The sequence below is a fragment of the Pseudonocardia sp. OZ21 genome (assembly GCF_059359135.1).
Window position 1 is genome coordinate 252193 of sequence record NZ_JCADBN010000001.1, and the last position, 22438, is coordinate 274630.

The following is a 22438-nucleotide window of genomic DNA, read 5'->3' on the forward strand; positions in this document are numbered from 1 at the left end:
GTAGAGCGCTCCGGCCCTTCCTCGTCAAGTCGGCCCTGCACCGGGAGCGGCGCACGTGCGGGCCGCGTGGTGTGATGGGCGCGTGACAAGGGCTCCGGCGCGCCAGCTGGTCCAGCTCGGTCCGGACGATCTCGCCGACCGGCTGGCGGAAGCGCTGCACGTGTACGTCAGCGCGATGCGCTACCCCACCAGCACCGCCCGGCATCGGCGCACCCTCTGGCTGGACCACTCCCGCCGGCCGGGGTGGCGCGGGGCGGCCTGGCTCGACTCGGCAGGCACGCTGCTCGGCATCGCCTACGGCTACACCGGGGGCCCGGGCCAGTGGTGGTTCGAGGAGGTCCGCCGCGGGCTCGCCACCCGGGGCCCGGACGTCCAGAACTGGCTGCAGGACTACTTCGAGCTCACGGAGCTGCACGTCCGCCCCGACGCGCAGGGCCACGGGCTCGGCGAGGGCCTGCTCAGAACGCTCCTCGACGGCACCCCGCAGCCGCGGGTGCTGCTCTCCACACCCGAGTACGGCACGCAGCCGCCCGGCCGGGCGTGGCGGCTCTACCGGCGCACCGGCTTCCGCGACGTCCTGCGCAACCACCGGTTCACCGGCGACTCCCGGCCCTTCGCCGTGCTCGGTCGCGAGCTCCCGCTGGCCCCCGCGCAGTAGCCGGACCGGCACGGCTCCCCGCTCCCGGCGGGGCGGATGGCACGATGACCGCCGTGCCGATGACGCCGACCGCTCACCGCCGCCGCGTCCTACCGCTGCTGCTGCTCGCCCTGCTGGTGGCCACCAGCCTGCTCAGCGGGTGCGCGCGTGTCCGCGCGGCCCTCGCGGTGCAGCCCGACGACACGGTCACCGGCGAGGTCGTCATCGCCACCCCGGAGAAGAGCGCCGACGATCCCGGACCCGCGATCACGGTGCCGGCGGACCTGGAGTCCGACGTCGAGGTGTCGCCCTACCGGCAGGACGGCTACGCCGGGTCGGTGCTGCGCTTCTCGGGGCTCACCTTCGCCCAGGTCGCGAGCCTGGCCACGGTGGCGGGCCCCGCGGGTGACGCGGTCCGGCTCGAGCTGCGCCGGGCAGGCAACCGCGTGCTCGTCAACGGCGCCGTCGACCTCACCACGGTGGCGGTGGACAGGGCCGACTTCCAGCTCAAGATCGGCTTCCCGGGTCAGGTGATCGAGACCAACGGCGACGACGACACCAGCGACTCCAGCACCGTGAGCTGGACGTTCACTCCTGGCGAGGTCGGCGACACCAACGCCGTGGTGGCCTTCGACGACCCCAACGCACCGTCGGCACTGAACTGGACGATCGTGCTGGGCAGCATGGTCGCGCTCGCGGCCGCCGCGGTGGTGGTGGTGGCCCGCCGCACCCGCAACCCCCCGGTCAGCCCGGGGCGGTGACGGCGGGGCGCCGGGCCGCCAGCCCGAGCCTGGTCACCAGCTCCACCGTGGCCATGGAGCGGTTCAGCGTGTAGAAGTGCAGGCCCCGCACGCCCTCGTCGAGCAGCCTCGCGCACATCTCCGCCGTGACGTCCATGCCGGCGGACCGGAAGGCCGCCGGGTCGTCGGCGTAGCGGTCCATGCGCTCGACCAGCGCCTGCGGCAGCGGCGCGCCGGAGAGCTCCGGGCCGCGGCGCAGGGTGCGCACCGTGGTGAGCGGCATGATCCCGGGGAGCAGCGGGACCTCGCAGCCGGCGGCGGCCAGCCGGTCGCGCAGGCGGAGGAAACCCTCGGGCTCCAGGAACAGCTGGCTGATCGCGAAGTCGGCGCCCGCCCGGATCTTCGCCAGCAGCCGGTCCAGGTCGGTGTCGGGGTCGGGGGACCGCGGGTGCCCGTAGGGGAACGCCGCCACGCCGACACAGAAGTCACCCAGCCTGCGCACGAGCGACACCAGCTCGTCCGCGTAGGTCAGGCCCTCGGGATGGGGCAACCACTCCCCGAGCGGATCGCCGGGCGGGTCACCGCGCACGGCGAGGATGTTGGAGATGCCCGCTGCGGCGTAGGCCCCGATCACCTGCCGCAGCTCGGCCCGCGAGTGCGACACCGCGGTGAGGTGGGCCATCGGCACGAGCGTGGTGTCGGTGGCGATACGGGCCGTTGTCCGGATCGTCCGGTCCCGGCTGGATCCGCCCGCGCCGTAGGTGACGGACACGAACGCCGGGTCGAGCGGCTCCAGCCTGCGGACCGCGCGCCACAGCTCCGCCTCGCCCGCCTCGTCCTTCGGCGGGAAGAACTCCACCGAGAAGACAGGACGGTCGCCGCTGATCCGTTGGGTGACCTTCACAGGTTCAGCCTACGACCAGCGGCGTTGTCGGCGCGCCGCAGTGTGTCGGCGCCGCTACCCTCCATCCGTGCCCCGCTCACCAGCAGTGCTGCTCCCCCGATGCCGCGGCGCGATCCGTCCGAGCCCGCTGTGGGGCTCCCGATGACCAACACAGAGGCGATCGACACCGCGCTGCTCGACGACGCCGGCCTCGTCACCGCCGTCGAGACCGAGCTCGCCGAGTTCCTTCGGCACCGCACGGCCGACGCCACCGCGATCGACCCCGCGTTCGCCGACGCCACCGACGCACTCGTCGCGTTCGTCCTGCGCGGGGGCAAGCGCATCCGGCCCACCTTCGCCTGGTGGGGCTGGCGGGGCGCGGGCGGATCCGTCGACTCCGACGAGGCAGGCGCCGTGCTCCGCGCGATCAGCTCGCTGGAGCTGATCCAGGCCTGCGCGCTGATCCACGACGACCTGATGGACGCCTCGGCCACCCGGCGGGGGCGCCCGACCGTGCACATCGAGTTCGCCCGCAAGCACGCCACGGCGGGCTGGCGCGGGAAGCCGGCGCGGTTCGGCGCCGCCGCGGCCATCCTGCTCGGTGACCTGGCGCTGGCGTGGGCCGACGACATGCTGCGCGCGGCGGGCCTGCCGCCGTCCGCGCTCGTGCGGGCGGCCCCGCCGTGGCAGGCGATGCGCACCGAGATGCTCGGCGGCCAGTTCCTCGACGTGCTGCACCAGTCCACGGGCGACACCTCCACCCGCGCCGCGCTCCAGATCGACCGCTACAAGACCGCCGCCTACACCGTGGAACGCCCGCTGCACCTCGGTGCGGCGATCGCCGACGCGGCGCCGGAGCTGGTGGCCGCGTACCGGCGCTTCGGCGCCGACATCGGCGTGGCGTTCCAGCTGCGCGACGACCTGCTGGGCGTCTTCGGGGATCCGATCGTCACCGGCAAGCCCGCGGGTGACGACCTGCGGGAGGGCAAGCGCACGCTGCTGCTGGCGTTCGCCGTCGAACGCGCTGAGGAACGGGGGCGAACCCAGGCGCGCGACGCGATCACCGCCGCCATCGGCGATCCCGACCTCGACGCCGCCGGGGTGGAGCGGGTCCGCGACCTGCTCACCGAGCTCGGGGCGGTGCAGGCGATGGAGCACCGGATCGCCGCCCTCACCGGCTCGGCGCTCGACGCCCTCTCCGCCGTCGAGATCGCGGAACCGGCGGCCGGCGCGCTCGCCGGGCTGGCGGAGATGGCCACGCGGAGGAGGAGTTGACCCGTACCGTCCCCGGTCCGACCGATCACGTCGTGGTGGTGGGCGCCGGCCTGGCCGGGCTGAGCGCCACGCTGCACCTGCTGGGCGCGGGACGCCGCGTCACCCTCCTCGAGCGGGCCGAGCACCCCGGTGGCCGCGCGGGACGGCTAGACCTGCACACCGAGAGCGGCACCTTCCGGGTGGACACCGGCCCCACCGTGCTCACGATGCCGGACCTGCTCGACGAGGCGTTCGGAGCGGTGGGCGAGAAGCTGGAGGAGCGCCTCGACCTCGTCCAGCTCGATCCGGCCTACCGCACGCATTTCGCCGACGGCTCCACGATCGACGTCCACACCGACGGCGTGGCCATGGAGGCCGAGGTCCGGCGCGTGTGCGGCCCGGAGGCCGCGGCGGGCTACCGGCGCACGCGCGAGTGGCTCACCGGGCTCTACCGCGCGGAGATCGACTCCTTCATCGGGGCCAACCACGACTCGCCGCTCGACCTGCTCGGCCCCGACCTGGTCCGGCTCGCTGCGCTGGGCGGGTTCGGACGGCTCGGTCCGCGGGTGGCGCGGCTGCTGCCCGACGAGCGGCTGCAACGCATCTTCTCGTTCCAGGCGCTCTACGCGGGCGTGCCGCCGCAGCTCGCCATGGCGGCGTACGGCGTCATCGCCTACATGGACACGATCGGGGGAGTTTTCTTCCCCACAGGGGGCATGCGGGAGGTGGGTCAAGCGCTCGCCGACGCGGCGGTGGCCGCCGGGGCGCAGATCCACTACGGCCGCACCGCGACCGGCCTGGAACGCCGGGCCGGGCGCGTCACCGCCGTCCGGCACGGCGACACGACCAGCCCGGACGGCGACACCGAGCGGGTCGCGTGCGACGCCGTCGTGCTCACCCCGGACCTCCCGGTCGTGCACCGGCTCGTCGGGCGCACGCCATGGCGCCCGCTGCCCCTGCGCCACTCCCCCAGCGCTGTGGTGCTGCATGCGGGCCTGCGCCGGAAGCGGCCCGACCTCGCGCACCACACCATCTCGTTCGGAGGGGCGTGGCGCCGGACGTTCCGCGAGATCATCGACGACGGACGGCTGATGAGCGACCCGTCTCTGCTGGTCACCCGCCCCACCGCCACCGACCCGGAGCTCGCCCCACCGGGCGGCGACCTCCTGTTCGTGCTCGCCCCGTGCCCCAACACCGACCGCGCCGGGCTGGACTGGGCCCGTATCGGCCCCGCCTACCGGGACGAACTCCTCGGCGTGCTCGAGGCCCGCGGCCACCCCGGCCTCGGCGGGATCACCGGCGACATCGAGGTCTCGCGCCTGGTCACCCCGGCCGACTGGAGCGCCGCCGGCCTGGCCGCAGGCACCCCGTTCTCCCTCGCCCACACGCTCGCCCAGACCGGTCCGTTCCGGCCCCGCAACCTCGTCCGCGGCCTCGGGAACGTCGTACTGGCAGGCTGCGGCACCACCCCCGGCGTCGGCATCCCGCCCGTCCTGATCTCCGGACGGCTCGCCGCCCGCCGGATCACGGGTGCGGCCACGCGGGCGCGCAGGGTACCCACCGGCGGCTGACACGGGTCATGCGAGCATGGATCGCGTCATGAAGCCACCATCATCGGTCGACGGATCGACGCTGCCGGAGGCGCTGCCGGGAGCAGCGCCTGCGGAGCACGCATCGGCGCCAGTTGCTGCGCCGGCAGACGGCGGGTCGGCACCCGGCGGAGGTCCGGTGGACCTCGCACCACCGGAACACGACACCGCTTCGACATCCGGGTCGTCGTGGCGCGCCCGGTTCGGCAACCCGCCCCGGCGGCCGCTCCTGCTCGGACTGGCCGCGACCCTGATGATGGTCCTCGGCGGGTTCGGGGCGGGCGGTGTCCTGGTCCGCGACCCGCTGCTCACCAACTCCGCGCTCGGCTTCTGGCGCTACGGGCACGGCCGCGAGCTGGCCACGGTGCTCATCTACGCGGGCGTCGCGCTGATGCTGTGGGCCTGGGTCCAGCTGGGTCGCGACGTGCTCGCACGCCGCGTCGGCGGTCGCGCCGTGCTCACCACCGCGGCGGTCTGGACAGCGCCGATGCTGCTGGCGCCCCCGCTGTTCACCCGCGACATCTTCAGCTACCTGGCCCAGGGCGGCCTGGCGCTCGCCGGGCTCGACCCGTACGCGGTCGGCCCCGACGCCATGCCGGGCATCTTCACCGACAACGTCCACTACTTCTGGCAGGACACTCCGGCGCCCTACGGGCCGCTGTTCATCCTCCTCGCCAAGGGCGTGGCCTGGGCCACCGGCAACAACATCATCCTCGGCGTGATCCTCATGCGGCTCGCGCTGCTGCCGGGCCTGCTGCTGCTGATCTGGGCGCTGCCCGAGCTCACCCGCAGGCTCGGTGGGCGGGTACCGGTCGCCCTGTGGATCGCCGTCGCCAACCCGGTGATGGTCATCCACATGGTCGGGGGCGGTCACAACGACCTGCTCGTGGTCGGGCTGCTCGCGGCCGGGTCGCTGGTCGCCCTGCGCGGAAGCTCCGCGGGAGGGATCGCGCTCGTCACCGGTGCGATGGCCGTGAAGGCCAGCGCAGCCGTCGCGTTGCCCTTCCTCGTGCTGGTGTGGGCCGCGCGGCTCCCGGGCTCGCGCAAGGCGCGCATCCTCAAGGCGACCGCGGCAGGCCTCGGCGTGTTCGTCGTGGTGTTCGCGGCCTGCACGCTGGCGGCGCAGGTCAGCCTGGGGTGGCTGCCGGCGCTCAGCGCGCCGTCCATGATCGTGAACTGGATGTCCCTCCCCACCGGCGTCGGCGAGTTCCTGCACACTCTCGTCGGGGTCGTGGCGAACGTCCCGAAGCAGCCGTTCATCAACGTCGCCCGGGTCATCGGCGCAGCCGTGCTGGTCTGGATCGCGGTCCGGCAGTGGTGGGCCGCACGCGACGGCGGACCGGACGCCGTGCACCGCGCGGGGATCGTCCTGCTGGCGGTGGCGGTGCTCTCGCCCGCCACCCTCCCCTGGTACGTGAGCTGGGGAATGGCACTGCTCGCGATGGTCCGGTGGTCGCCCCGCGGGATGGCCTGGGTCGTGTTCGTCTCGCTGATGCTCGTGATCGTCTACTACCCCAACGGCGAGGACGCCCTCTACAACTGGGGCTACCTCGCGGCGTGTGCCCTCGTGGCCGCGCTCGCCGCCGTGTCGCTGCTGCACCCCGACCCGCTCCGGCTCGCGTCCGGGGCCCGCGCCCGCAGACCCGCGACCGCGCTGCCGGCACCGGCCACCGCGTCCGCCCCTGCCCCCGTACCGACGCCTGCCGCCTCGACCGCCGCTGTCCCGGCCCCCGGTGCCGAGCCCGGGACAGGCTGAGCTCGACGCCGCCGGCATCACCGACCCGGCACTGCGAGCCGCCTACGCCAGCTGCCGGGAGCTCAACGCGCGCCACGGGCGCACCTACTTCCTCGCCACCCGGCTGCTGCCCCGTGAGCGGCGCCCCGCCGTACACGCCCTGTACGGCTTCGCCCGGTACGCGGACGAGATCGTCGACGACATGGGCGACCAGCGGCCGCCCGCGGAGAAGGCCGCCCGGATCGACGCCCTCTCGACGGAGCTGGAGCTCGCGCTCGCCGGCCGGCCCACCGACCGGGCCGTGCTCACCGCGCTCGCCGACACCGCCCGGCGCTACGACATCGACGGCCGCCACTTCACCGACTTCATGGCCTCGATGCGGATGGACACCCACGTCACCGGCTACGCGACGTTCGACGACCTCGGCGTCTACGTCCACGGGTCGGCCGCGGTGATCGGGCTGCAGATGCTGCCGATACTGGGCACCACCGTGCCGCGCGCCGAGGCGGAGGGGCCTGCCGCCGCGCTCGGCGTCGCGTTCCAGATCACCAACTTCCTGCGCGACATCGGGGAGGACCTCGACCGCGGCAGGCTGTACCTGCCCGCCGAGGAGCTCGCCGCGTTCGGTGTCGACCGTGACCTGCTCAGCTGGTGCCGTCGCACCCGCAGTCCCGACCGGCGGGTACGGCGCGCACTCGCGCACCTCGTGGCCCACACCCGTGCCGTCTACCGCCGGGCCGCGCCGGGCGTCGCGATGCTCGAACCGGTGTCACGCGCGTGCATCGCGTGTGCCTTCCGGCTGTACCGCGGCATCCTCGACGAGATCGAGGCGGCCGACTACCACGTGCTGCACCGCAGGGTGTCGGTGCCGACCCGCACCCGCGCAGCCGTCGCGCTGCCGGGAATGCTGCGCGCCGTGGTGGCCCGCGCCAGCTCCTGAACTCCGCGGGCCGCGGTGGCCCGAGGGGTCAGAACGCCATCGCCTGAGCGCGGCGCTTGACCTCCCGATGCCGGCCGGCGCGCAACGACGCCACCGGTGTGCCCGGCAGGGAGTCGTCCTCGGCGAACAGCCACCGCAGGATGTCGTCGTCGGTATAGCCGCCGTCACGCAGCACGGTGATCGTGCCGGACAGCCCCTTGACCACCGCGTCGTCCGCATCGAGGAAGTCGGCGGGGACCACCACCTCGCCCTCGCGCCGGAACGACAGCAGCTGGCCGTCGCGTACGAGTTGATGAACCCGGGAGACGGGCTGGTTGAGCCTTTGGGCGACCTCCGCGACGGGCAGCGTTGCCACGACCTCGGAGAGCACGGACACGTCGTTCACGGGTAAACACGATGCCACAGCTGCGGCAGGTCCGGCACCACCTCGGGCTCCCGGTACCGTCTGATGCGTGAATGCCCCGCCGGCCGCGATGCTCGATGCGCGCTACCTGCTCGGGCCGGTCCTTGCCCATGGCGGCATGTCCACCGTCTACCGGGGTACCGACACCCGTCTGGACCGACCCGTCGCGATCAAGGTGATGGAGCCGCGGCTCGCGGCCGACCCCGCGTTCCGCACCAGGTTCGAGCGCGAGGCCAGGGCCGCGGCCCGCATCGACCACCCGGCCGTCGTCGACGTGCACGACCAGGGCGACCACATGGGCGTCGACGGCCCGGTGCTGTTCCTCGTGATGGAGCTCGTCGAGGGCGGCACGCTGCGCGACGTCCTGCGGGACCGCGGGCCGCTGGGGGTGCCGGCCGCGCTGTCCGTGATGGAGCCGGTGCTCGCCGGGCTCGCCGAGGCCCACCGGCTCGGGCTCGTGCACCGCGACGTCAAGCCGGAGAACGTGCTCATCAGCCGTACCGGCGAGGTCAAGGTCGCCGACTTCGGGCTCGTCACCGCCGCCGCTCAGGCCGGGTCCAGCCACGCCGGCTACATCCTGGGCACCGTCGCCTACCTGTCGCCCGAGCAGGTCGCCACGGGCGCCGCAGACCCCCGCAGCGACGTCTATGCGGCGGGCGTGATGCTCTACGAGCTGCTCACGGGCGAACCGCCGTACACCGGCGACACCGCGCTCTCCGTGGCGTACCGGCACGTGAACTCCGACATGCCGGCGCCGTCGCTGATCGCCGGGGACGTCCCCCCTGAGCTCGACGACTTCGTCCTGCGTGCCACCCGCCGCGACCCCGCCGCCCGGCCTGCCGACGCCGGGGCGATGCTCGCCGAACTGCGCCGCGTGGCCACCAGGCTGGAGGTGCCGCGCGTGGCGCCACCGGTGCCGCCCGCGCGTCCGCTGGAGGAGCAGGACACGCTGCCGGCCGGCCCCCAGCCGGTGCCCGCCGCCGGCGCCTACCCCGCCGCTGCGCCGCAGCGCGGTGGCACGCGGATGATGGCGCGGCCGGGCGAGGACGAGCACCTGGGCGCACCCGGCGGCCCTCCGGCCCACCTGCAGGCCCGCCGCCGCAGCCGCCGCATCTTCGCCGTCTGGACCGCCATCGTGCTCGTGCTCGCCCTGCTCGTCGGGGTGTCGGCCTGGTGGCTCGGCAGCGGACGCTGGACCGCGATGCCGTCGGTCGTCGGTCTGGACCAGAACACCGCGCAGCAGTTGCTCGGCGAGTCCGATCTCGTCGCCAGCATCACCACCGCCCGCGACGACAACCAACCGGCCGGTGTCGTGGCGTCCGCCGACCCCCAGCCCGACTCCCGGCTGCTGCGCGGCAGCACCGTGGTGCTCACGATCTCCTCCGGCCGTCCCACGGTGCCCACCATCGCTCCCGGCACCGCCGTGGCCGCCGCGGAGCAGGCCCTGCGCGACGCCGGCCTCACCCCCGTGCGCACCACCGACGCCGACCAGTTCAACGCCACGGTGCCCGCCGGTGCGGCCGTCGGCACCAACCCGGCCGCCGGCACCCCGCTCGCCATCGGTGCGCCCGTCACCCTCGTGCTCAGCCGCGGCCCCCAGCCGCCCCCTCCACCGGACCCGGACGAGGAGCAGGTGCGCGTGCCGTTCGTCATCGGCGAGCGGTTCGAGGATGCCGCCGACAAGCTCGACGACGAGGGGCTGGACGTCGAGCAGAACTCCCGGTTCTCCGACAAGCGCGACCGCGCCCGCGTGATCAACCAGGACCCGAGCGCCGGCACCCTGGTCGACCCCGGCACCACGGTCACCCTCGACACCTTCTGACCGACCCCACCCCCGCCGCCGTCCGCGACATGGACACACATCGCTGCCCGAAGGGCCGTCCGGACAGCGTCATGTGTCCACGTCGCGCCTGGGCGCGAGAGGACGGCCCGGACGGGTGACTCGGTGCGGCCGCCCCAGCGGCCCCTCAGGCCCCGAGCGGCGGACACCCGCACACCGGACCAGAGCGGGCGACTCGCGCACGGGATCCGGGCGACTCGCGCGCACGTTTCAGGCGACTCGCGGGCACGTTCCGGGCGACTCGCGCACGGGATCCGGGCGACTCGCGGGCACGTTCCGGGCGACTCGCGGGGGTGGGGCGGCGGGGTCAGCTTCGGAGCATCTCCGCCACGAGGAAGGCGAGCTCCAGGGACTGCTGCGTGTTGAGGCGGGGGTCGCAGGCCGTCTCGTAGCGGCCTGCGAGGTCGGCGTCGGAGATCTCCTGGGCCCCGCCGAGGCACTCCGTGACGTCCTCACCCGTGACCTCGACGTGGATGCCGCCCGGGTGGGTGCCGAGGGCGCGGTGGACCTCGAAGAAGCCCTGCACCTCGTCGACGATCCGGTCGAAGTGGCGGGTCTTGTAGCCGGTGGTGGACTCGACGGTGTTGCCGTGCATCGGGTCGCACTGCCAGATGACCTTGTGCCCGGACGCCTCCACCTTCTCGATGATCGGCGGGAGCGCGTCGCGGACCTTCCCGTTGCCCATCCGGCTGACCAGCGTGAGCCGGCCGGGGGTGCCGTGGGGGTCGAGCCGCTCCACGTACTCGACGGCGAGCTCGGGCGTGGTGGTGGGGCCGATCTTGAGCCCGATCGGGTTGGAGAGCAGCTCGGCGAGGGCGATGTGGGCACCGTCGAGCTGGCGGGTGCGGTCACCGATCCAGAGGAAGTGCGCCGAGAGGTCGTAGAGCCGCGGCTGGTCCCGGGTGACGTCCAGCCGCAGCATCGCCCGCTCGTAGTCCATGAGCAGGGCCTCGTGGCTGGCATAGAACTCGACGCTGTGCAGGTTGTGGTCGTCCACGCCGCAGGCGTCCATGAACCGCAGGGCGCGTTCGATCTCCGCCGCGATGGTCTCGAAGCGCTCGCCTGCCGGCGAGGTGCGCACGAAGTCCTTGTTCCAGTCGTGCACCATCGTCAGGTCGGCCATGCCGGTGGCGGTGAGCGCACGCACGAGGTTCATGGCGGCGCTGGCGTTGGCGTAGGCCCGCACCATGCGCGACGGGTCCGGCACCCGGGCGGCCGGGTGGGCGACGATCGAGTTGACGATGTCACCGCGGTAGGACGGCAGCCCCAGTGCGTCGACGGGCGCGCTGCGCGGCTTGGCGTACTGCCCGGCGATGCGACCCACCTTCACCACCGGCAGCGAGGCACCATAGGTGAGGACGATGGCCATCTGCAGGAGTGTGCGGATGGTGGCGCGGAGGTGCGGCTCGGTGTTGTCGACGAACGTCTCGGCGCAGTCGCCGCCCTGCAGCAGGAAGGCCTCTCCGCGGGCGACCTGGGCGAGCCGCTCCTGGAGGCGGTCGACCTCCGGGGGGAGCGTGACGGGAGGCACGCTCTCGAGCACGGTGCGGACGTGCGCGACCTGCTCGCTGTCGGGCCAGTCCGGCTGCTGAGCAGCGGGACGGCCCAGCGCGTCATCGAGGCGGGCGCGCAGTTCGGCAGGCAGCGGGGGCAGCTCGGGCAGCACTTCGACCGGTGCATCGACGGTCCAGTTCACAACAGCAGGGTAGCCGGGACGGCCGGGGTCGGGTCGTCGGCTTCCGTTGAGGCGCGAAAAGTGCAAAACGAAGCCGTTGGACCATTCGGCCCACTGACAAAACGGCCGCCGCTATACCGTACGGCGGCAGAGGTCACCCGAATGGCGCGATTCCCTGACCGAGCGATCAGGGCATCCCGCCGCATGGCAACTCTACTGTGGATCATCGCCGTCGTTCTCGTCATCGCCGGCATTCTTGCGATCGTGCGCAGGCAGCTCATCTGGGGAATCGTGCTCATCATCGTCGGCCTGCTCGTCGGGCCGGGTGGTGTCAGCATCTTCACCTGACCCCGACGGCGTCGCGCGGTGGCCGCTCGCTGAGCTCAGCGAGCGGCCACCGCCGATTCGATGGCTTCCCACCGCCTCGCGTTGAGCCGGGCGTCGGCGAGCGCGTCGTGGGCGTCGGTGCTGGGCGGCGGCAGCGGCGGGCGCCCCGCGTCCTCCCAGCGCTGGCGAAGCTCGCGCGTGAAGCGGGGCAGCGCTCGCGGCAGCGCGGGCATCGCTCCCCACAACTGGCAGAGCGCCACGTGGTCGTAGGCGGCGATCCACGCCCAGAGTTCGACGTCACCCGGCGCGGAGGTGACGAACTCCAACAGGTCCGCCCGGAGGCGGCTACGCGACCGCCACGCCGGGTCCGCCGGCGACGGGAGCTTGGGGAGCACGTTGGCGCGCACCCACGCGCCCGCTCTGGACGGGTCGAACTCCGTGGAGACGGCGTAGAACTCGCGTCCGTCCTCTCCGACCACACCGATCGACACCAGATCGATCGTCGTCCCGTCCTCGATGAACTCGCAGTCGTAGAAGAACCGCATATCCGTCCTGTTCCCGCTGGTCGGCGCGTGCTCAGCGCTGCCGGTGCGCACCGGTCAGCGCCACGTTCGGGCGCCATGCGGTCCGGTCGTCCGAGCCGGGCCACCGATGACTGTATGTGCTGCCCGTCAGCGAGGGGACGAGTGTCCCGAACCGCAGCACGGGATCGGCGGGAACGCCCGGTCAGCGCGGCCCGCTCGGCGGAGTTGCGGTCCGACAGGGCGCGCCCGAACCGGTCGGCCTGCCCGGGGAGCAGGTCGCCGTCGGTTGCGCGGGGAAGAGCGGCGGCCGAGTCGCCCGCGGGGTCGTGGTCGTGGCCGCCGACGTGGGTGCGGGCGGGGCGGGTTCCTGCGGCTGTACGGCCGGCGGCGCCACGGGCGGAGGCACGGTGGACGGCGTCGAGCGCGCCGTGGTCCTCGCGCGCTCACGCGTGGCGCGGGCCGCGCTGGTCTCCTCCTGAGCGGCCGTGGTCGGCTCCGGGGTGGGCGCCGGGGCTGCGGGGGTGAGCACCGGCACCTGCGCGAGCGTGGGGGCGGCGCCGAGCGAGTGCTCGGGGCCGCGCAGCGACGCCGACCACGCCGTGGTGCCCGCGACGACCACGACGGCGACGACGCCGAAGGCGGCCCACGGCGCGATCCTGCGGACCCAGCTCTGGGGGGCGGGCGGAGGACCGGCGGGGGCGGCGGTCACGACCGGGACGTACGTGGTGGGGATGTCGTCCGCCCGGACGAAGGTCGTGGGCGACTCGTCATCGGGTGGAGGGTTGTCCCGTCTGACCACATCGACCCATCGCGACACCGGCCGACTGTATTACATCGCCCCATTCGCCGCTGCTCCGAGTGGGTGCACACACCCACATGGGTGATCAGCTGGCGCGGGTACCCGGTACCCGACTGGCGGAGCGCGCGTTCCCGTCGGGCCCCTGGAGATCGTCGGCCTTCGCCTTGGCCGCCCGTTCCTTCACCGATGCCGCGTACATGTCCACATAGGTCTGCCCGGACAGCTCCATCAGGGCGTACATGATCTCGTCGGTCATCGAACGCTCGATGAACCGGTCGCCCGCCATCCCCGCGTACCGGGAGAAGTCGAGCGGCTCCCCGATCTTGATGTGCACCTTGCGGGGCCGCCACATCCGGGACCCGATCGGGTTGACCTTGTCGGTGCCGATCATCGCCACCGGGACGACCGGGACGCCTGCCTCCAGCGTCATCCTGGCGACACCCGTCTTGCCCTTGTACAGGCGTCCGTCGGGCGAGCGGGTGCCCTCCGGGTAGATGCCGAGCAGCTTGTCCTCACGGAGCAGGCGCACGGCCGTGTCCATCGCCGCCTGGGCGGCGGACCCGCCGGACCGGTCGATCGGCACCTGGCCGACGCCGGAGAAGAACGTCTTCTTGAACCAGCCGACGAGCCCCGGCTGGGTGAAGTACTCCCGCTTGGCGAGGAACGTGATGCGCCGAGGCACCAGCAGCGGCAGGAAGAAGGAGTCGACGACCGCGAGGTGGTTGCTGGCGAGGATGGCGCCGCCGCGCTCCGGGACGTTCGCGACTCCCTCGATCGTGGGCCGGCAGAACAACCGGAGCAGCGGACCGAGGAGCACGAACTTGGACCACCAGTACAGCACCTGGGCGTGCCCCCTCCACCTCGACTGCGCCAGCCTACGGACGCCCGTGACACGGCGACAACGGGCACGGCCGATCGCAACCGATGCGTGCCCCGGCGCCTCCTCTTCCCGAGCCCGGCATGCCAGGATGGTGGGGGCGGGCCGTTCCCGCCGCAGGGCGACGGGCTTGGAGCGTGCCGACTGCGGGACGAGTGAGGAGGCCGCGTGAACCGGGATCCCGACGAGCGCGCGCAGCCCGACGGCGGCTCCGCCCCCGACGAGTTCGACGCGATCGTGGCCGGCTGGCGCCGCGAGGGCCAGGTGCCCGAGTGGCCTGCCGCGGCGGAGCCGGCAGGGGCGTTGTTCGAGCCCCGCCCCACCGCCGTCCCGGAGCCGCCGCCACCCCCGGCCGCCGACGACGAGCACTTCATCCCGCCTGAACCGCCCCCGCTCCCCCGGCTCGGACCGCCTGCGATGGTCGGGCTGGTGCTGCTGGCGCTGGGTCTGGTGCTCATCATCGCGCCCGGGTGGGTGGGCGTCCCCCTGGCCTACGGGCTGCCGCTGGGCCTGCTCGGGCTCGCCGCGGGCCTGGGCTGGCTCGTGCTGCGCCTGTGGCCCGACCCGGCGAACGACGGCGAGGACGACGGCGACGACGGCGCCGTGGTCTGACGGTCCCGCTGCGCCGGACGGCGTCAGGACTGCAGCACCACCTCGCGCGCGAGCTGTGCGGCGCCCACCACGGCGGCCGCCTCCCCGAGCTGTGCGGTGCGGATCCGGGCGAGCGGCCTGCGGCCCGCTCCCGTCACGGTGGCGGCGTAGTGCTCGCGGGCCTCGTCGAGGAACAGCGGAGCCGACTCCGACACGCCGCCCCCGATGACCACGAGCTCCGGGTCGAACACGTCGGCCACCAGCGCGAGCCCCTCCCCCAGCCACCGGGCGAGGTCGTCCATGGCTGCGCAGGCCACGGGGTCGCCGTCGCGGGCCGCGGCGGCCACCCGCTGGCCCGTCACACGTCCCGGGTCGCCCGCGACGAGCCTGCGCAGCACCGGGGAGCGCCCGGGGTCGCGGGCCAGCAGCTCGACGGCGGTGGTGGCGAGCGCGGTGCCGCTGCAGTACCGCTCCCAGCAGCCGTTCTTGCCGCAGGGGCAGGGCCGCCCGTCCGGCACGACACGGAGGTGGCCCAGCTCCGGCGCCACCCCGAAGGCGCCCCGGTAGAGGTTCCCGTCGAGGAGCAGCGCCGACCCGATACCGGTGCCGAGCGCGACGAAGACCGCGATGCCCGCGCCGGACGCGGCCCCGAAGTGCCGTTCGGCGAGCGCCGCCGCGTTGGCGTCGTGTTCGACGACGACGGGCAGCCCGACGCGTTCGGCGATCCGGTCGGCGACCGGGGCGTCGCGCCAGGACAGGTGCGGGGCGAACCGCACCCCGCGCCGGTCGGGCGTGACGAAGCCGGCCAGCGCGAGCCCGACTGCTCCGACGCGGTACCGCCCGGCCAGCTCGCTGATGACGCCGGCCAGTGCGGCCTCCAGCGCGGCCTCGCTACGCGGGGTGGGGGTGCGGGCCGTGTCGTGGACGTTCCCTTCCGCGTCGACGACACCGGCACGGACGCTCGTGCCCCCGACGTCGACGCCGACGGTCAGCACCGGCACGGACATGAGCACGGACACTCGACAGTTCTCCCACCGGCGGTCACCGGAGCACCGGGCCGCGATCGATCACGATGTGCTGGACGCGCCGCTCCGGCGCAGTGGGCTCGGGCGCAGGCGCCGGGGAGCCATCGGGCGCGGGGGCGCCCTCCTCGAGCGCGGCCCGCAGCACGGCCAGCAGCCCGGCGGCGTAGGCGGCGAGCTGCCCAGCGAGCTCGGGGTGGTCTCCGCGCAGCGCGGCGACGAGGGCGCACACGGGGCAGTTCGCGCAGGTCTCGGCGGTCTGCGTGGCCGGCTCGGCGCGCATCCGCTCCAGGACGGGCTCGAGCCGGTCGAGCGTGCTCAGGACGAGTGCGCGCAGCTCGGCACCGAGCCCGGCGTGCTCGTTGCAGCTTTCCGCGGTGGTCGTCATCGGAGCCATGCTGCCGGGTCTGGGGTGAACGCCACCCTCAGGTCGTCGCCGGAGAGGCGCGCGCCGCTCACGGTGCACCGGCGCAGCACCGACGGCAGTGCCACCATGCGCCGCGTCGGCCCGGCGGTGACGGCCAGGTCGTCGTCGATCCGGCTGAGGTCCAGCGAGCTCGTGGCGACGCCGGGCAGGTGCAGCACGAGCTCGAACTCTGAGTCGAGCGAGCGGCCCCGGCCCGCTGTGCGCCGGATCTGCAGCAACGGCTCGGGGGCGGTGCCGGCCCGCGGGGCCGGATCGGCGGAGCCGTAGAGCGACCGCGCCACCTCGAGCAGGGCCGGGATACCGGTCGGCTCGGCGGCGGCGTGGGGGGCGGTGCGCAGGGCGACCGGGATCGCGCCGAGCTCCGCGAGCACGGCCTGCTGCTCGGTGTGCCGTTCGCGCAGCCAGCGTCCCGCCGGTCCGCGCAGGGACGGCGGTGGCCCGGGGAGCACCCGGTTCGCGACGAGCCCGTCGACGTGCAGGCCGTGCAGGGCGAGCGCGGTGAGCGTGCGGCGGGTCTCGGCCAGCACCATGCGTTCGGGGGTGAGCACCAGCCGGATCGAGGTGGTGGTGTGGTCGGCGAGCATCGCGCGCAGCCCGGTGAGCTGCTCGGCCAGCACGTCGAGGGCGTCGACCGTGCGGTCCCAGGCAGGCTGCGCATCACGTCCCGCGCCGGTCAGTCCGGCGAGCAGGCCGCGCACCGCACGACGGTGGGCGGGGAACAGCCGCTCCAGGTAGCCCGACAGCGCCTCCGGCAGCGCCAGCAGCCGCAGCGTCTCGGCCGTGGGGCCGCAGTCGACGATCACGACGTCCCACGTTCCGTTCTCGGCGGCGCGGCGCACCTCGCCGAGAGCGAGCAGCTCCTCGACGCCGGGCAGCACCGTGAGCTCGTCGGCCACCATCTCGTCGACGCCTGCGCCGGACAGCAAGGTGCGGAGGTGGCCGCGCAGGGAGCCCCACGAGTCGTCGAGGAGTGCCCTCGTGTCGATGTGCGCGGCCGAGAGGCCGGGCTCCAGCTCGGTGGGCTCGCCACGGAGCTCGCACTCCAGCGCATCGCCCAGGGAGTGGGCCGGATCGGTGGACACCACCAGCACCTTGCGCCCTGAGCGCGCGAGGAGCGCGGCCGTGGCCGCGGCGAGAGTCGTCTTCCCGACGCCTCCCTTGCCGGTGAAAAGGACGACGCGCACGAGCCGGAGGGTAGCCGCGGGATCAGCGATGATGCGTCACGGGGCGCTCTCGACCCGACGTTTCAGCCCCTTGAGTGCGGTGTCGATGATCACCTTCTCCGCCTTGCGGCGCAACATGCCGATCATCGGGATGTTCAGGTCGACCGCCAGGCTGTAGGTGACGGTGGTCTCCGACCCCGTGCCGACCACCGTGTACGACCCGTTCTGCGCCTTCTGGATCTGGCCCTTCACCAGTGTCCAGCTCACCGAGCGCGCGTCGGGCGCCCAGGTGTAGTCGAGCGTGTAGGAGTCCTTGATCGGGCCGGCGTCCATCGTGAACTTCACTCGTTCGGCGCGGCCGCTCTCGTCGCTGCCGAGCACCTCGACGCTCTTCACCTGCGAGGCCCACTCGGGGTAGGCCGGGAAGTCGGCGATCACTGCCATCACCCGCTCCGGTGCGGCGGCGATGGTGATCGTGGAGGTCGTAGCGTCGGCCATGGCGGCAGGCTACCGAAGGGTTGCTCGCAAGCCCGAACATCCAACACAGGAAGGTCGATCTCGGGCTGCAACATCGACACGGCGGAGCCGGTCGGCGACCCCGAACATCACCAGCGCAGCACGTAGGGCACGCCCGTGCGGCGGAAATGACCGACGTTGACGCACTCGGTCCGGCCCACCCGCACCCTGGCGGACAGTGGCTGGTGGACGTGCCCGAACAGCGCCGCCCGCGGCCGGTCCCGGTGCACGACGTCCAGCAGCGCGGACGCGGCAGCCTCCGGCCGGCGCGACACCACGTCGAACGCCAGCTCCGGCACCGCGGGTGGCACGTGGCTGCACAGCACGTCGACCGGGCCCAGTGCGTGGACGGCGGCCGCGAACTCCTCCGCGTTGCGCAGGTGCGGCGTCCACGGACCGCTGCGGCGCAGCATCTGTCCCGCCGGCAGGGGCGCGCCGCCGACGAAACCGAACCGCAGTCCACCCACCGGGACGACGTGCCCGTCGGGGAGGCTGAGGCCGGGCCGCTCGTACTCGGGCCACAGCCGGGGCATGTCGACGTTGCCGGGGATGGCGTAGGTCGGGGCGGTCATCGCACCGAACAGCCGGTCGTACTGCTCCCGGACGGCGTCCTCGACCACGGCGTCGGCGTCCCGCACCCGCGACCACGCGTCGCGGATGTACGCGATGAGCTCTCCCGGCGCGCCGTGCGTGCGCAGGTACGCGAACCGCCTGCTGACGTCGGACCCGAGTACCCGCCCCAGGATGCCGGCAGCCGGATCGCCGTAGTCGACGTACTCGACGAGATCGCCCAGGACGACCAGTGCGTCGGCACCGTCTCCGGCCCGGGCGAGAGCCTCCACGTTGCCGTGCACGTCGGAGACCACGTGCACGCGCATGTCCGTCAATTTACGTCGGTGCCTCTCCCGCCGCCCGTCCCGCCTCCAGGCGGTCCTTGCAGGCGAACGCGAGTGCCTTTGCCGCGCGCTGGCGCCTGCGCGCCTCCGCGGCGCCACGGCGGCGCGAGGTGGGGCGGGGGGCGCCGTCCGGTCCCGCCGGGTCGGCCCGCAGGAAGTAGTGCAGCACGGTCCCGTCGAGCACGGGTTCGAGCCAGATCTCCATGCTGCCGACCAGTGCTCCCTGCACGGTCCAGCGCAGCCCCTGGACACCTCGGTCGGTCATCACCTCGAGGCGCAGGTCGGGCCACAGCGCGGGCCAGCGCGCCGGCTGTGCGAACTCGGCGGCCACCACCTCGGGGGCCACGGCGAGGAACGTCTCGTCCATCACGTCCACCGTCGGCATGGGCGCAGCCTGCCGCACCGGATCACGCCGATGCGCCGGGGCCTGCCCGGGCCTTGAACTGCGCGGTAGGTTTCCATGAACGACAGCCGGCCCGGCCAGGAGGAAAAGACCGTGCGCGAGTACAGCGTCCCCGCAACGGTCCGTGTCGGCGACGAGGAGAACCTCGTCGACGCGGTCTACGACAATGCCGCCAAGGACTCCGCCGCACCGGCCTTCCGCCGCCGTACCGGCGCCGACGGCGCGTGGACGGCCGTCACCGCCGGTGAGTTCGCCGACGAGGTCACCGCCGTGGCGCGCGGGCTGATCGCGGCCGGGGTCGAGCCCGGCGAGCGGGTCGCCCTGCTCTCGCGCACCCGCTTCGAGTGGGCCGTCGTCGACTACGCCGTGCTCGCTGCGGGCGGTGTCACCGTGCCGATCTACGAGACGTCCTCCGCCGAGCAGATCAACTGGATCCTCGGCGACTCCGGGGCGGTCGCGATCGTCGTCGAGTCGGACAAGCACCGGGCGCTCGTCGAGAGCGTCTCGGACGACCTCCCGGCACTGAAGCACGTGTGGCAGATCGAGGCGGGCGCCGACGGGACGCCCGCGGCGATCGAGCAGCTCACCGGGCTGGGTGCCGGCACCCCGGCCGACGAGGTGCACACGCGGCGGCAGGCGGTCCGGGCCGACAACCTGGCCAGCCTGATCTACACCTCCGGCACCACGGGCCGTCCGAAGGGCTGCGAGCTCACCCACGGCAACCTGGTGTGGGAGGCCAAAGCGCTGGAGCACGAGTTCTCCGCCGTGTTCACCGACAGCGGGTCGTTCCTGCTCTTCCTGCCCCTCGCCCACGTGTTCGGGCGCGCGCTCCAGTACTGCGCGGTCGCCAGCCGCACCGTGGTCGGCCACACCCCGGACGTGGCGACGTTGCTGCCCGACCTCCAGGCGTTCCGTCCGACGTTCCTGCTCGCCGTGCCGCGCGTGTTCGAGAAGGTCTACAACGGGGCCCGCCAGCGCACCCACGACGACGGCAAGGGCCGCATCTTCGACGCGGCCGCCGAGACCGCGATCACGTGGAGCCGGGCCCACGACACCGGCGGCCCCGGGCTCGCCCTCCGGCTGCGGCACGCGCTGTTCGACAGGCTCGTCTACAGCAAGCTGCGCGCCACCGTCGGTGGCAGCGCCGTGGCGGCGGGTTCCGGGAGCGCCCCGCTGGGCGAGCGGCTCGGCCACTTCTTCCGCGGGATCGGCCTGCCCATCCTCGAGGGATACGGCCTCACCGAGACCAGCGCCGCGATCACGATCAACACACTCGCGTCCCAGCGGATCGGCACGGTGGGGCGGCCGCTGCCCGGCCACTCCGTCCGCATCGCCGACGACGGCGAGATCCTGCTGAAGGGCCCGGTCGTCTTCCTCCGGTACTGGAAGAACGAGACGGCCACCGCCGAGGCGCTCGAGGACGGCTGGTTCCACAGCGGCGACCTCGGCGAGATCGACGACGCCGGCTATCTCTCGATCACCGGCCGCAAGAAGGAGATCATCGTGACGGCGGGCGGCAAGAACGTCGCGCCTGCCGTGCTCGAGGACCGGCTGCGCGCGCATCCGCTGGTCAGCCAGTGCATGGTGGTCGGAGACGCGCAGCCGTTCATCGCCGCACTGGTCACGATCGACTCCGACGCCCTGCCCGGCTGGCGCGAGCGCAACGGCAAGTCCGCCGGTGACGGCGTGGCCGACCTCGTGGACGACCCCGAACTGCGCGCGGAGATCAGCAACGCCGTTGCGGAGGCAAACAAGGCCGTCTCCCGGGCCGAACAGATCCGCGAGTTCCGGATCCTGCCCGTGGACTTCACCGAGGCGGGCGGCGAGATGACGCCGACGATGAAGGTCAAGCGTGCCGTCGTCGCGAAGACCTTCGCCGACGACATCGCGAGCATCTACAGCACGCCCAGAAGCTCCGCCTGACCCAGCGCGCCCGGAGACGCCGAGGCCTCAGGTGGCCGCCGGGAGCGGGGCGCCCGCCAGCAGGGCACGCAGGCGGGCGACCCGGGCGGGCCACGCCCACTCCTGCAGCATCCACTCGCGCCCGGCGGCGCCCATCGCCCTGGCGCGGTCCGGGTCGGCGAGCAGGCTGGTGAGTGCGTCCGCGACGGCCTCGACGTCCCGGCCGTCGACGACGTGACCGGTGCGGCCGGCCTGCACCGTCTCCGGAGCGCCGCCGGAGTCGCCCGCCACCACCGGCAGCCCGCACGCGGCGGCCTCCAGGAGCACGATCCCGAGACCCTCGACGTCGAGCCCGCGGCCGCGCGTGCGGCAGGGCAGCGCGAACGCGTCCCCGACGGCGTGGTGGGCCGGTAGCTCGGCGGCAGGCACCGGGCCGGTGAACACGACGTGCTCCGCCGTGCCGGTGGCGGCCGCCAGCCGGTGCAGCCGACGGCTGTCCGGTCCGTCACCGACGATCAGCAGGCGTGTTCCCGGCACCCGCTCCCGCAGCCGGGGCAGTGCACGGATCAGTACGTCCTGTCCCTTCCGCGCGACCAGCCGGGACACACACGTGACGACGGGCGCGTCGCCGAGGCCGTAGCGGCGGCGCAGCTCACCGCGGGCAGCCGGGTCCGGACGGAACACGGCGGTGTCGATCCCCGACGGCATGACCTCCAGGGCCGCGTCCGGGCCGAACGCGGCCGCCACCCGTCCGCGCGTGTAGCGCGAGATCGTGGTGAGCGCGTCGGCGCCGGAGCCGATCCGGCGCAACGCCTGCCGGGCCCCGGGCAGCATCGCCCAGCCCACCTCGTGGCCGTGCGTGCTGGCCACGACGCGGGTGATGCCTGCCCGGCGGCGCAGGCCGGGACCCAGCAGGGCCAGCGGTGCCGACGCCCCGAACCACACCGTGGTCGCACCGTGCTCACGCGCGAGCGCCGCCGCCCGCCGGGCGACGCCGGGGGTCGGCACCATCAGGGACGTCGGGTGCCGGTGCACGGGGTAGGAGCACGCGGCGTCGAACTCCGCCGCACCCGGCCAGGCCGGTGCGTAGACCGCGAGCTCACCGGCGGGGAGCCGGTCGGCGAACGCCTGCAGATACGTCTGGATGCCGCCGGTGCGGGGCGGGAAGTCGTTGGTCACCAGCAACGTGGGCGGCACCGGGGCGACGGTAGTGCAGCCCGTGGCGGCCCGGAGATGAGATCGGGCGGCGGCCGGCCGTATCGGCCGCCCCCCGCCCGTACTCGGGGAGCGGACGA

General features: G+C 73.7%; 23 protein-coding genes. 10 read left to right on the top strand and 13 right to left on the bottom strand.

What is annotated here, in order from left to right:
• The first annotated feature begins 82 nt into the window (after window positions 1-82).
• Window positions 83-658: a GNAT family N-acetyltransferase gene (locus AC5L35_RS01250; RefSeq protein WP_495057622.1), complete on the top strand. Its 576-nt coding sequence runs from the start codon at window positions 83-85 to the stop codon at window positions 656-658.
• A gap of 44 nt (window positions 659-702) precedes the next feature.
• Window positions 703-1398, top strand: a complete 696-nt coding sequence (locus AC5L35_RS01255; protein ID WP_495057623.1) for an LppM family (lipo)protein — start codon at window positions 703-705, stop codon at window positions 1396-1398.
• Here the strand turns inward: AC5L35_RS01255 and metF are convergent.
• Entirely contained in the window at window positions 1382-2281 is a 900-nt protein-coding gene (gene metF, locus AC5L35_RS01260; protein WP_495057624.1) for a methylenetetrahydrofolate reductase [NAD(P)H], read from the bottom strand. The genes AC5L35_RS01255 and metF overlap by 17 nt on opposite strands.
• A gap of 141 nt (window positions 2282-2422) precedes the next feature.
• On the opposite strand from metF, the gene AC5L35_RS01265 reads away from it, so the two are divergent.
• From AC5L35_RS01265 to AC5L35_RS01280, 4 genes are all read left to right on the top strand, one after another.
• Window positions 2423-3535, top strand: coding sequence for a polyprenyl synthetase family protein (locus AC5L35_RS01265; RefSeq protein WP_495057625.1), 1113 nt, complete (start codon window positions 2423-2425; stop codon window positions 3533-3535).
• Complete coding sequence (crtI, locus tag AC5L35_RS01270) at window positions 3532-5085, top strand: phytoene desaturase family protein (RefSeq protein WP_495057626.1); 1554 nt, start codon at window positions 3532-3534, stop codon at window positions 5083-5085. Before AC5L35_RS01265 ends, crtI begins: the two co-directional genes overlap by 4 nt.
• Before the next feature lie 157 nt (window positions 5086-5242).
• The gene (gene mptB / locus AC5L35_RS01275) at window positions 5243-6859 is read left to right on the top strand and encodes a polyprenol phosphomannose-dependent alpha 1,6 mannosyltransferase MptB (protein WP_495057627.1); all 1617 of its coding nucleotides are present in this window, start codon (window positions 5243-5245) and stop codon (window positions 6857-6859) included.
• Entirely contained in the window at window positions 6837-7778 is a 942-nt protein-coding gene (locus tag AC5L35_RS01280) for a phytoene/squalene synthase family protein (RefSeq protein ID WP_495057628.1), read from the top strand. Before mptB ends, AC5L35_RS01280 begins: the two co-directional genes overlap by 23 nt.
• 28 nt (window positions 7779-7806) lie before the next feature.
• On the opposite strand, the gene AC5L35_RS01285 is transcribed toward AC5L35_RS01280, so the two are convergent.
• Complete coding sequence (locus AC5L35_RS01285; RefSeq protein WP_495057629.1) at window positions 7807-8163, bottom strand: Rv2175c family DNA-binding protein; 357 nt, start codon at window positions 8161-8163, stop codon at window positions 7807-7809.
• A 67-nt stretch (window positions 8164-8230) separates the two neighbouring features.
• Here AC5L35_RS01285 and pknB point away from each other — a divergent pair, with 67 nt between their 5' ends.
• Complete coding sequence (gene pknB / locus AC5L35_RS01290) at window positions 8231-10003, top strand: Stk1 family PASTA domain-containing Ser/Thr kinase (protein WP_495057630.1); 1773 nt, start codon at window positions 8231-8233, stop codon at window positions 10001-10003.
• A 325-nt stretch (window positions 10004-10328) separates the two neighbouring features.
• Here the strand turns inward: pknB and AC5L35_RS01295 are convergent, their stop codons facing one another.
• A complete protein-coding gene (locus AC5L35_RS01295; protein ID WP_495057631.1) occupies window positions 10329-11717 on the bottom strand; it encodes a class II 3-deoxy-7-phosphoheptulonate synthase in 1389 nt (462 codons plus the stop codon).
• A 183-nt stretch (window positions 11718-11900) separates the two neighbouring features.
• Between AC5L35_RS01295 and AC5L35_RS01300 the strand changes: the two genes are divergently transcribed.
• Window positions 11901-12044 carry a GPGG-motif small membrane protein gene (locus AC5L35_RS01300; protein WP_169400652.1) on the top strand — a complete coding sequence of 48 codons (144 nt, stop codon included), beginning with the start codon at window positions 11901-11903 and terminating at the stop codon, window positions 12042-12044.
• A gap of 35 nt (window positions 12045-12079) precedes the next feature.
• Here the strand turns inward: AC5L35_RS01300 and AC5L35_RS01305 are convergent, their stop codons facing one another.
• The 3 genes from AC5L35_RS01305 to AC5L35_RS01315 form a co-directional block, all read right to left on the bottom strand.
• Entirely contained in the window at window positions 12080-12568 is a 489-nt protein-coding gene (locus tag AC5L35_RS01305; protein WP_495057632.1) for a polyadenylate-specific 3'-exoribonuclease AS, read from the bottom strand.
• 181 nt (window positions 12569-12749) lie between these two features.
• Complete coding sequence (locus AC5L35_RS01310) at window positions 12750-13364, bottom strand: hypothetical protein (RefSeq protein WP_495057633.1); 615 nt, start codon at window positions 13362-13364, stop codon at window positions 12750-12752.
• A 67-nt stretch (window positions 13365-13431) separates the two neighbouring features.
• Window positions 13432-14187: a lysophospholipid acyltransferase family protein gene (locus AC5L35_RS01315; RefSeq protein ID WP_495057634.1), complete on the bottom strand. Its 756-nt coding sequence runs from the start codon at window positions 14185-14187 to the stop codon at window positions 13432-13434.
• A gap of 204 nt (window positions 14188-14391) precedes the next feature.
• On the opposite strand from AC5L35_RS01315, the gene AC5L35_RS01320 reads away from it, so the two are divergent.
• Window positions 14392-14835 (top strand): hypothetical protein, encoded by a 444-nt coding sequence (locus AC5L35_RS01320; protein ID WP_495057635.1) that lies wholly within the window; start codon window positions 14392-14394, stop codon window positions 14833-14835.
• 23 nt (window positions 14836-14858) lie between these two features.
• Here AC5L35_RS01320 and AC5L35_RS01325 read toward each other — a convergent pair whose 3' ends face one another.
• The 6 genes from AC5L35_RS01325 to AC5L35_RS01350 form a co-directional block, all read right to left on the bottom strand.
• Entirely contained in the window at window positions 14859-15821 is a 963-nt protein-coding gene (locus AC5L35_RS01325) for an ROK family glucokinase (RefSeq protein ID WP_495057636.1), read from the bottom strand.
• Window positions 15822-15855: 34 nt separating this feature from the next.
• Window positions 15856-16224: a hypothetical protein gene (locus AC5L35_RS01330; RefSeq protein WP_495057637.1), complete on the bottom strand. Its 369-nt coding sequence runs from the start codon at window positions 16222-16224 to the stop codon at window positions 15856-15858.
• Window positions 16221-17447, bottom strand: coding sequence for an ArsA family ATPase (locus AC5L35_RS01335; RefSeq protein ID WP_495057638.1), 1227 nt, complete (start codon window positions 17445-17447; stop codon window positions 16221-16223). The genes AC5L35_RS01330 and AC5L35_RS01335 overlap by 4 nt, the downstream gene beginning before the upstream one ends.
• A 36-nt stretch (window positions 17448-17483) precedes the next feature.
• Window positions 17484-17924, bottom strand: coding sequence for an SRPBCC family protein (locus AC5L35_RS01340; RefSeq protein WP_495057639.1), 441 nt, complete (start codon window positions 17922-17924; stop codon window positions 17484-17486).
• A 107-nt stretch (window positions 17925-18031) separates the two neighbouring features.
• Entirely contained in the window at window positions 18032-18820 is a 789-nt protein-coding gene (locus tag AC5L35_RS01345; protein WP_495057640.1) for a metallophosphoesterase family protein, read from the bottom strand.
• A 10-nt stretch (window positions 18821-18830) separates the two neighbouring features.
• Window positions 18831-19223, bottom strand: coding sequence for a polyketide cyclase / dehydrase and lipid transport (locus tag AC5L35_RS01350; RefSeq protein WP_495057641.1), 393 nt, complete (start codon window positions 19221-19223; stop codon window positions 18831-18833).
• A 111-nt stretch (window positions 19224-19334) separates the two neighbouring features.
• Between AC5L35_RS01350 and AC5L35_RS01355 the strand changes: the two genes are divergently transcribed.
• Window positions 19335-21164, top strand: coding sequence for an AMP-dependent synthetase/ligase (locus tag AC5L35_RS01355; RefSeq protein ID WP_495058066.1), 1830 nt, complete (start codon window positions 19335-19337; stop codon window positions 21162-21164).
• A gap of 27 nt (window positions 21165-21191) precedes the next feature.
• On the opposite strand, the gene AC5L35_RS01360 is transcribed toward AC5L35_RS01355, so the two are convergent.
• Window positions 21192-22340: a glycosyltransferase family 4 protein gene (locus tag AC5L35_RS01360; RefSeq protein WP_495057642.1), complete on the bottom strand. Its 1149-nt coding sequence runs from the start codon at window positions 22338-22340 to the stop codon at window positions 21192-21194.
• Between the last annotated feature and the right edge of the window lie 98 nt (window positions 22341-22438).

What these genes read in the sequence shown, in the direction of transcription:
- AC5L35_RS01325 (WP_495057636.1), bottom strand. Translation starts at nt 15,821, where the DNA reads ATGTCCGTGCCGGTGCTGACCGTCGGCGTCGACGTCGGGGGCACGAGC.
- AC5L35_RS01265 (WP_495057625.1), top strand. Translation starts at nt 2,423, where the DNA reads ATGACCAACACAGAGGCGATCGACACCGCGCTGCTCGACGACGCCGGC.
- AC5L35_RS01340 (WP_495057639.1), bottom strand. Translation starts at nt 17,924, where the DNA reads ATGGCCGACGCTACGACCTCCACGATCACCATCGCCGCCGCACCGGAG.
- AC5L35_RS01305 (WP_495057632.1), bottom strand. Translation starts at nt 12,568, where the DNA reads ATGCGGTTCTTCTACGACTGCGAGTTCATCGAGGACGGGACGACGATC.
- AC5L35_RS01255 (WP_495057623.1), top strand. Translation starts at nt 703, where the DNA reads ATGACCGCCGTGCCGATGACGCCGACCGCTCACCGCCGCCGCGTCCTA.
- AC5L35_RS01345 (WP_495057640.1), bottom strand. Translation starts at nt 18,820, where the DNA reads ATGCGCGTGCACGTGGTCTCCGACGTGCACGGCAACGTGGAGGCTCTC.
- AC5L35_RS01330 (WP_495057637.1), bottom strand. Translation starts at nt 16,224, where the DNA reads ATGACGACCACCGCGGAAAGCTGCAACGAGCACGCCGGGCTCGGTGCC.
- AC5L35_RS01350 (WP_495057641.1), bottom strand. Translation starts at nt 19,223, where the DNA reads ATGCCGACGGTGGACGTGATGGACGAGACGTTCCTCGCCGTGGCCCCC.
- AC5L35_RS01300 (WP_169400652.1), top strand. Translation starts at nt 11,901, where the DNA reads ATGGCAACTCTACTGTGGATCATCGCCGTCGTTCTCGTCATCGCCGGC.